Genomic DNA, 4,394 nt, shown 5'->3' with positions numbered 1-4,394 from the left:
AATCCAAGAGATACTAGTATATTTGGATTGAAATTTACAATTCCATTAACCTTCACTGGATTAAGGGACATATCACGATAGAAAATGAACTAATAATGAAATTAATAACGACAATGATAAATGAGTCTGTTAGTTTTTTCCCAACCTGAGAATTGTTATTCCACAATATGGCGCGATGAGATAACATCGCGTTTTTTGAGCGAAAAATCCTACAAAGATAAAAATAAAATATAAATCATTAATGGCTTATACCCTTTTGTTTGATTAGTATTAATTCGAAGAAAGGGAAGAATAAAAACACGTAAGAAGCTAAAAGAAAGTCTTTTATTGGAAAACACCCTCAATTTTACACAACTAATATTCCAATAAATTTTTTATGAAATTATGAGAAAAACAAAAATAAAATAAACAATAGGTAGGTTAGAATATGAACAAAACTTTATTAATCCTGTTTATTAGTTTATTGCTATTTAATGTTCAACCTAATGTGATTAAATCAAATCAAAATGAATTAGATAACAAACTATTATCTGATACATTAATCACTGTGCTCAATCCATATATTTCAGAGGAAGTTGCTAAACATTACGGTTATTATAAATTATACGGCCTGTACGATGTTGAAATTATAAACTTAACTAGAGAAAGTGAAGGGGGTTTTTCTTTTAAAGTTACCGTTCAAGTGAAAACATTTGAGCATGCACATAATTCACCCTTTGGTGAGGAAACCATAACTTTTGAAATAAATCCATCTAGTGTAAAAACTATTAACTTTATTCATAAGGGGGATAAAGAAGACAAAAAAGTGAATTATTTTTACAAGGAAGTGTTGTCTGATATTCAGACAACATTCAATTTAAATTTGAAATCCTTTTCGAAATATAACTATAAACAATTGCAACATATGACAGAAAAACAAAAAGAATATCAATCCCTTTTAGATATTGTTAAAAATATAAAAGTAAACATATTAAACCCTAATATAGAACCACCATATAAAAATGTCATAGATCCAGTCACTTTTGTAAAAGGAAATAAAGCACTCATTATATTTAAAATATCTGATGGAACAAATATAATTTATGAAGTGATTAGAAAAAAATGATTTATGGGAAGTTGTACAGAAAGAAAGAAAAAAGGGAAAAAAGATGAAAAATGAACTAATTTGATATATGTAATTAATCAATTAATAATAAGTGACTAAAAAAGTGCAATGAAAAATTTAGGATCACTAAGTTAGGGGACACTAAAATGAGGTGTTGTCTATGAATAGATTCTTTATTTTAATAATAGCAATCCTTTTAGTAGTTGTCCCTAATAAAACAGGGGCAATGTTTGAAGGGTACGATCTTGTTTCAGAGTCAAGTGAAGATAATATAGCTCTCTATGCCAAGAAAATAGGCGATATATATCAGGACTTTAAACTTGATTTCAAGGGGACGATTTACTCAAAACCCTTTTGGTTAAACGTTGATAACCCTACATATGCTCCGAAAATTTTCTACAAAGACATCAATGGAGATGAAAATAAAGAGTTAATTATAATTTTGACTCATGGTACTGGTTCTGGGCTTTTAGAGGAAGAAGTTCATGTTTTTCACGCACACAATAATCAATTTTACGATGTACTTGTTGATAACCCTATTGCAGTAGTATTGAAGAACGTGATAACTAAGTTATCACTCGAAAAAGCTGAGATTAGCATTGGTGACAAGAAATATACAATTGATATAAAATTTTTAGAAATCCAGCCTGGAAACTTATTTGAAGATGTAGCTTTTGGTAGTATTATTGATTATCAATTAAAAGACAATCAACTTAATGCTAAAATTAGTGGACAAATTTCTCCAGCAAGTTTTGTTGGTGATATTATTATTGTTTATGAATATAGAAATAAAATGTACCAAACAAAATCAATTAGGTTTCAGACTCCTTATGACTACAAAATGTCTACTTCAATATTCCATAATATGGCGCAAATCTGAAATTCACATAAGCGTCTTTTTCATTGTAGGACATTGTTTTGTAAGGTCTTATAAGGTTCGATACAAAAAGAGCATTAAGTTCATTTCTTGAAGATGGTATTTTATTGTAGAAAGGAATTGTATTATTCATATCGAATAATTAAATAACTACTAATTAGATACATCTATTTTTGCACTATTCTTTTTAGAAAAATTATAGAGCTACATTGAAAGGGGCTATTATATTATGGAAGAGTTGCTCAGTAACAAAGCAGTACTAAAATATGAAACACACTCCACTGAATATGGTTTTTTAACGATACTGCAAAATCAAAATGGAGTTGTTCCTATTGACAATATTAATATCGGGAATAATACAATTATTTCATTAAAAATATATAAGGAAAGTAATACTATTAAGGACAAGGTAATCTATGTAATTTTAGATTCAAATGGAACTATATTTGACATTTTAGAAGATAAAGAACGAATCTTAGGTCATCCCAAATTTTTTAAGACAGTAGATGATGAACCGTGGGTACTGATAACTATATTACCAAATGAAAAAGAAATACCTTTACCTTTATTTAATAGAGATAGATTAGAAGTTCCTAAGGGAAAAAGAGAGTTTGTAGGAAAATTCATAGGTAATATAAATAATATGGCACTTCTTTATTCAAAAGACTGGTTTGATAATGAAAGACCTGACAAACTAAGGACTATTACTTTTAAAGATGGTGTCATTAAATCAGATAAAAATGTAAAGATTCAGCCTCCAATAGGTAACAAGGTATATGTTAATGGGGATAACATTCATTTACTAAAAAAAGAAAGGGATCATGTTATTCATAGGATGCTGGATACAAAAGGTGAGGTGCTGCAAGAAAGAAAAATTAGTTGCGAAATTCAAGGAATTACTGAAGTTTGCAACTTAGATTTTAACAATAATAGTTATTTTGTTTTTTATAAAGGGAATCAAATGTTTCATTGCACCATTAGTAAAGATGGAGAAGTAGAAGTAAAGGAATTATTTGCAATAGATTTTGATTTCTATAATTTAGAGGTGGAAGAAAAAATATCACATAATACATTATTATTCAGGTTTACATTTGAAAAAGGAAACGGTTGGTTTGTAGTAAGAGGAGATAATCTGATTCAGTGCTTTATTTCAAATAAAAGTAATAGTTATATTGATAGGGTTAGTAATCAACGAATCGATTTACCGTATGAAAACCTTATTCTTCGTGGAATCAATAAAAGTGTAGAGAATGGTTACTGCATTAATTTTTATCGACAAACGGAGTATCCTTTAAAAAGTGATGTTACTGTGATCATTAACATAAAGCTCTAGAGTTCATGGGAGAAAAAATTCATTTATAAATGGAGGGACTATGGATAAAAAGAATAGGTTATACTTACCCGATGGGCTTGAAGGTTTTCGAATCGACATTGAAAAAACTGTAAAACCCTATGTTCAAATCACTGCTGAGAAAGGTGTTACGAAAATTTATCAAAGTAAATTTGGAGGGTATCCATACCTCCCAAAAACAATGGAGTATCCAAAAGATGTGAATGGTAAGCCAATGAAGTTATTGGCTCAGATGAACTTTGAAGAAATTCCACAACTAGAGTTGATGCCAGAAAAAGGTATATTGCAGTTCTATATCTCTGCTGAAGATGATGTGCTGGGGATGGAATTTGAAGATTTAACGAATCCCAAAAATTTTAGGATTTTGTACCATCAACACACTACTAATGAGGAGGCATTATTGATAACGGATTTTTCAAACCTAGATTCTTTGGATACAGAATTTTTTCCAATTGAAAACGATTTATCATTAACGTTTGATATAGATTATGAACCTGTTTCTCTAGTAGATTTCAGGTGTTATGAATTATTAGATGATTCAGTAAATCGATATCAGCAAATTGATGAGGATAATGACATAGAAATATGGGATGTATATGATAGTTATTATGGTGAAGGGCATAAAATAGGTGGGTACCCCTATTTCACTCAAAGTGATCCAAGGGAGTATGAAACACAATTACAAGAACACACCATTTTATTACTACAAATTGATACTGATGATGATGCGGGAATAATGTGGGGAGACAGTGGTGTTGCTAACTTTTTTATAAGAAAGGATGATTTAGAAAGGTTAGATTTCTCAAATGTGCTGTACAACTGGGATTGTCATTAATATGACGGAACCATTGAGCTAGTTTGGAAAGATATAACCCTAAATCCACAAGAGTGAAAGCTAGCTTTTAGTGATTTCCCAACCGAAAGTAAGGGGGGGCGGGTTTTGGTAGATTAAATTTATTGAACAATATGGCGCTTTTCTGTAATGGAACGCGTCTTTTTTTTGGAAAGGGTGCCAAATAGTTTCCAAATCAAAAAAATCAATCACTATATTTTATAATTAA

The 4,394-nt window shown here is 29.9% G+C and carries 4 protein-coding genes; all 4 read left to right on the top strand.

The genetic code is table 11. The annotated features are described in order from the left end of the window. Positions 1-427 precede the first annotated feature (427 nt). The 4 genes from SLH48_RS22055 to SLH48_RS22040 all read left to right on the top strand — a co-directional run bounded on the left by SLH48_RS22055 (position 428) and on the right by SLH48_RS22040 (position 4,168). Entirely contained in the window at positions 428-1,105 is a 678-nt protein-coding gene (locus SLH48_RS22055) for a DUF3888 domain-containing protein (protein WP_320259887.1), read from the top strand. Positions 1,106-1,265: 160 nt separating this feature from the next. Further along, the gene (locus SLH48_RS22050; protein ID WP_320259886.1) at positions 1,266-1,985 is read left to right on the top strand and encodes a hypothetical protein; all 720 of its coding nucleotides are present in this window, start codon (positions 1,266-1,268) and stop codon (positions 1,983-1,985) included. Between the two features lie 226 nt (positions 1,986-2,211). Beyond that, entirely contained in the window at positions 2,212-3,315 is a 1,104-nt protein-coding gene (locus SLH48_RS22045) for a hypothetical protein (protein ID WP_320259885.1), read from the top strand. A gap of 40 nt (positions 3,316-3,355) precedes the next feature. Continuing rightward, positions 3,356-4,168 carry a YwqG family protein gene (locus tag SLH48_RS22040; protein WP_320259884.1) on the top strand — a complete coding sequence of 271 codons (813 nt, stop codon included), beginning with the start codon at positions 3,356-3,358 and terminating at the stop codon, positions 4,166-4,168. The last annotated feature ends 226 nt before the right edge of the window (positions 4,169-4,394 follow it).

Origin of the sequence: Cytobacillus sp. IB215316, from assembly GCF_033963865.1 — a bacterium.
GTDB classification, from domain to species: Bacteria; Bacillota; Bacilli; order Bacillales; family SM2101; genus Nanhaiella; species Nanhaiella sioensis.
This window is presented reverse-complemented; position numbering and strand designations above follow the sequence as displayed.